This window comes from Brevundimonas sp. (assembly GCF_036677305.1).
GTDB lineage: Bacteria > Pseudomonadota > Alphaproteobacteria > Caulobacterales > Caulobacteraceae > Brevundimonas.
The window spans coordinates 1-3560 of record NZ_JAKFEB010000140.1 but is presented as its reverse complement, the minus strand read 5'-3'; the positions used below and the strand labels follow the sequence as shown (position 1 = coordinate 3560).

General features: G+C 71.9%; 5 protein-coding genes and 1 pseudogene. 3 read left to right on the top strand and 3 right to left on the bottom strand.

Annotated elements, in window-relative coordinates; genetic code table 11:
• Nucleotides 1-189, top strand: a 189-nt coding sequence (locus V6M42_RS08130) for a hypothetical protein (protein WP_442880941.1), incomplete at its 5' end; no start/stop codon positions are given.
• 3 nt (nt 190-192) lie between these two features.
• Nucleotides 193-768 (top strand): 16S rRNA (guanine(966)-N(2))-methyltransferase RsmD, encoded by a 576-nt coding sequence (gene rsmD / locus V6M42_RS08125; RefSeq protein WP_332678134.1) that lies wholly within the window; start codon nt 193-195, stop codon nt 766-768.
• Here rsmD and V6M42_RS08120 read toward each other — a convergent pair.
• Entirely contained in the window at nt 754-1026 is a 273-nt protein-coding gene (locus V6M42_RS08120) for a YjhX family toxin (protein ID WP_332660643.1), read from the bottom strand. The genes rsmD and V6M42_RS08120 overlap by 15 nt on opposite strands.
• 251 nt (nt 1027-1277) lie before the next feature.
• Here V6M42_RS08120 and V6M42_RS08115 point away from each other — a divergent pair, with 251 nt between their 5' ends.
• Nucleotides 1278-2321: a Kelch repeat-containing protein gene (locus V6M42_RS08115; protein WP_332678133.1), complete on the top strand. Its 1044-nt coding sequence runs from the start codon at nt 1278-1280 to the stop codon at nt 2319-2321.
• Here V6M42_RS08115 and V6M42_RS08110 read toward each other — a convergent pair.
• Nucleotides 2305-2772, bottom strand: coding sequence for a low molecular weight protein-tyrosine-phosphatase (locus V6M42_RS08110; RefSeq protein WP_332678132.1), 468 nt, complete (start codon nt 2770-2772; stop codon nt 2305-2307). The two genes, V6M42_RS08115 and V6M42_RS08110, sit on opposite strands and share 17 nt — an antisense overlap.
• Nucleotides 2769-3560: pseudogene (locus tag V6M42_RS08105) on the bottom strand (DNA mismatch repair endonuclease MutL); the annotation flags it as partial. The pseudogene V6M42_RS08105 and the gene V6M42_RS08110, both read right to left, overlap by 4 nt.

The window sequence follows — 3560 nt, the reverse complement described above, 5'->3', positions numbered from 1 at the left end:
CGCCCGCGCGGCGACGCCCGAACCGGAGCCCGGCCCGCAGCCCGCAGCGACGAGCGGTCAGGCGAGAAACGCCCCTTCGACCGCAAGCCGGGCGGCTCGCCCTTCAAGGGCAAGCCCGGCGGCTCGCGTCCCGGCGCGGGTCCGGCCGGCGGGCGCGGCAGCCCGCGCGGTCCGCGTCCCAAGGGCTGATCCATGCGGATCGTCGCAGGCAGCCTGAAGGGCCGGTCCATTGTCGCGCCGGAGGGGGAGGGCACCCGCCCGACCTCGGACCGCGCGCGTCAGGCCATCTTCAATGTCCTCGAACACGCCGCCTGGGCCGAGCCACTGGAGGGGTTGCGGGTCATGGACCTGTACGCCGGTTCGGGGGCCCTGGGTTTCGAGGCGATCAGCCGGGGCGCGGCCTTCGCCCTGTTCGTCGAGACCGACGAGGACGCCCGCGGCGCCATCCGTGAGAACGCCGACGCCTGGCATCTGATGGGCCGCACGCGCGTGCATCGCCGAAGCGCGACGGACCTGGGCGTTCGCCCGGGCTCGGACGGCGAGGCCTTCGACCTGGCCTTCCTCGATCCGCCCTATCGCAAGGGAATGGGCGAACAGACGCTGGTCCGGCTGCTCGAAGGCAATTGGCTCAAGCCCGGCGCGGTGGTCGTGTTCGAGCGCGGGTCCGACGAGCCCGAGATCGACACGCCCGGCTATGAGCGGCTGGACGCGCGCGACTACGGCGCCGCGCGCGTCCTCTTCCTCAGGGTCCTGTCAGCGGCGGGCTGAGACCCGGTTGTCGACCTGGCTGCGCATGCGCGCCAGTCCGTCGCGGTTGACCCGGTAGGGCCCGCCGCCGATCGAGGCGATCAGCCCCTTGGTCTTCAGCTTCTTCCATACCGACAGGGTGCAGTCGGTCAGCAGGAAGCCGTCGCGGGTGAAACAGTCGGCGCGCAGGATGCGGCCGTCCGTATCGCGTTCGAGCACGATCGCTCCGCCCTGTGCGAGGGCGTGCAGCGTGCGCTGCTCCGCTCGTGAGATGTTCATTCGAGAGATGTCCGAAAGGCGTGATGACGCTCGCCGGCGCAATGTTCCGGGCCGAAATCTGAGCCTGATCGCAAGCACGATCAGACCGATTTCGGCTGGCACGCCGACGGGTGGATCAGAGGCTCTCCCAGCGCTGTGAGAGGCCTCAGGCCTTTCGCGCAATCTCGGACATGGGCTTCCTGTCGGGATGATCCCGAGGGTTTGACGGCGGCCGTATAGCGCAGGTCGCGGTTCTGCGCCAAGCTTCGGGCATGAGCCAGATCGATCGCCGCGCCTTCATCGCCGCCGCCGGAGTTGCGGCGGCGGCCCCGTTCTCCGTCTGCGCGCAGGAGCGGGACGGACCCCACTGGATGCCGCGCGCGCCCCTGCCGTGGCCGGCGCAGGAGATCTACGCCGCCGTCCATCAGGGTCGGATCGTCACCGGCGGCGGGCTGGTTTCGCGGCCTGGACAGCCCCTGCACATCGAGGACCGGGTCGCCTTCCATGATTGGCCGACGAACGCCTGGACGCCGGGGCCGGACCTGCCCGCGCCGCGACATCATCCGATGTTCGTCGCCACGGATCACGACCTCCATGTGGTCGGCGGCTATGCCCGGTCCGACGCGGGGGAGTGGACCAGTACGACCACGGCCTGGGTGCTGGACGATGGAGGGTGGAAGGGGATCGCTCCGCTGCCGTCGCCGCAGGCGGAGGCGGTCGGGGTCGGCCTCGGCGAGACGGTGCACCTGATCACCGGGCGCACGCCCGGAGGATCGGCCAACGGCGGCTGGAACGATCAGGCCGACACCGACCGGCACCTGGTCCTTGTTCCCGGGGCGCCGGGCTGGGAGACGGCGCGGCCGTGCCCGATGGCGCGCAACAGCGCGGCGGCGGCGGTCCTGGACGGGGCCATCTGGGTTGCGGGCGGACGGACCGTCAGCGGCGGCGGCACGGGGAGGCTCGATCGATACGATCCGCGGGAGGATCGCTGGGACACCCTGGCGCCGATCCCGCCGTCGCCTGACACCGGTCAGCAGGTCGGCGGCGGTCTCGCCATGGCCGCGATCAGCGGCCGGCTGGTGGCCTTCGGCGGCGAGTGGTTCCAGCGCGGCGGCGGCGGGGTGTTCCGCGAGACCTGGATCTATACGGCCTCCGAAGACGTCTGGCGGCGCGGCCCGGATATGGCGACGCCGCGCCACGGCCTGGCGGCGGCGGCCATCGATCACACGGTCTATGCAATCGCCGGCGGCGAGGTGGTGTCAGGCGGGCGGGCCGGCAGCGTGGTCGAGGCCTGCGAGTTCAGCCCGTTCTACTGAAGCGCTGGGCGAGGCCCCGCGCGCCGGCCGTCACCTGGGTCCAGGTCACTTCGAAGCCGGCTTCGTCGCCGAACCATGGATCCGCCACGGCCTGACCGGTCCGGCCTTCGACATGGTCGAGCAGCAGGCTGAGCTCGGCCGTGGCCCGGGACGGTGCGAGTTCGCGCAGGCTGGACAGGTTGTCATGGTCCAGCGCGACGATGTGGGTGAAGCGACGAAAGTCGCCGGGCGTCACCTGACGTGCGCGAAGGGCCGAGATATCGACGCCGTTGCGACGCGCGACGGCGATCGCCCGCGCGTCGGGCGGTTCCCCGGCGTGCCAGTCGCCGGTACCCGCCGAGTCCACGATCAGGTCCAGACCGAGCCGCGCGGCCTCGGCCCGCAGCGCGCCCTCGGCCAGCGGCGAGCGACAGATGTTGCCGAGGCAGACGAACAGGACCGAGGGACTCATCGCCGGCCGAACAGCTTCTCGAGGTCGGCCAGCTTCAGCTCGACATAGGTCGGCCGCCCGTGGTTGCACTGGCCCGAGTGGGGGGTGACCTCCATCTCGCGCAGCAGGGCGTTCATCTCCGGGCCCGAGAGCACGCGCCCGGCCCGGACCGAGCCGTGACAGGCCATGGTCCCGCAGACTTCGCCCAGCCGTTCGCTGAGGGCCAGGGCGGCGCCGTGTTCGGCCAGGTCGTCGGCGATGTCGCGGATCAGGCCCTGGACGTCGGTGTCGCCGAGAAGGGCGGGGGTCTCGCGCACCAGCACCGCGCCGACGCCGAACGGTTCGACGATCAGGCCCAGTTCGGCGAGTTCGTCGACGCGGGCCGAGACGCGCTCGGCCTCGGCCGGGTCCAGCTCGACCACCTCGGGCGTCAGCAGCGCCTGACGGGTGACGGCGCCGCGCGCCATCTGCACCTTCATCCGCTCGTAGACGAGGCGTTCGTGGGCCGCGTGCTGGTCGACGACGACCAGGCCGTCGCGCGTCTGGGCGACGATATAGGTGCCGTGCAGCTGGGCCCGGGCGGCGCCGAGCGGGAAGTCCAGCGGATCGACGGCGCCGGGGGATTCATGGTGAATCAATGATTGACCATGATCGCCGGGCGCGGCCTCGACGCGGGCCGAGCGCTCGTTCAGGCCGGGAATGATCTGCGCGGTCGCGGAAGCGGGCGCGGCCCAGCCTTGCCAGCCGCTCCAGCCCTGGGCGGAGGGCGTCGAGGGGCTGAAGGCGGCGCCCGTGTGGGGGCGGAAGCC

Bases quoted from the DNA above. Each gene is read 5' to 3' on its own strand.
- V6M42_RS08115 (WP_332678133.1), top strand. From the start codon at position 1,278: ATGAGCCAGATCGATCGCCGCGCCTTCATCGCCGCCGCCGGAGTTGCG.
- V6M42_RS08120 (WP_332660643.1), bottom strand. From the start codon at position 1,026: ATGAACATCTCACGAGCGGAGCAGCGCACGCTGCACGCCCTCGCACAG.
- rsmD (WP_332678134.1), top strand. From the start codon at position 193: ATGCGGATCGTCGCAGGCAGCCTGAAGGGCCGGTCCATTGTCGCGCCG.
- V6M42_RS08110 (WP_332678132.1), bottom strand. From the start codon at position 2,772: ATGAGTCCCTCGGTCCTGTTCGTCTGCCTCGGCAACATCTGTCGCTCG.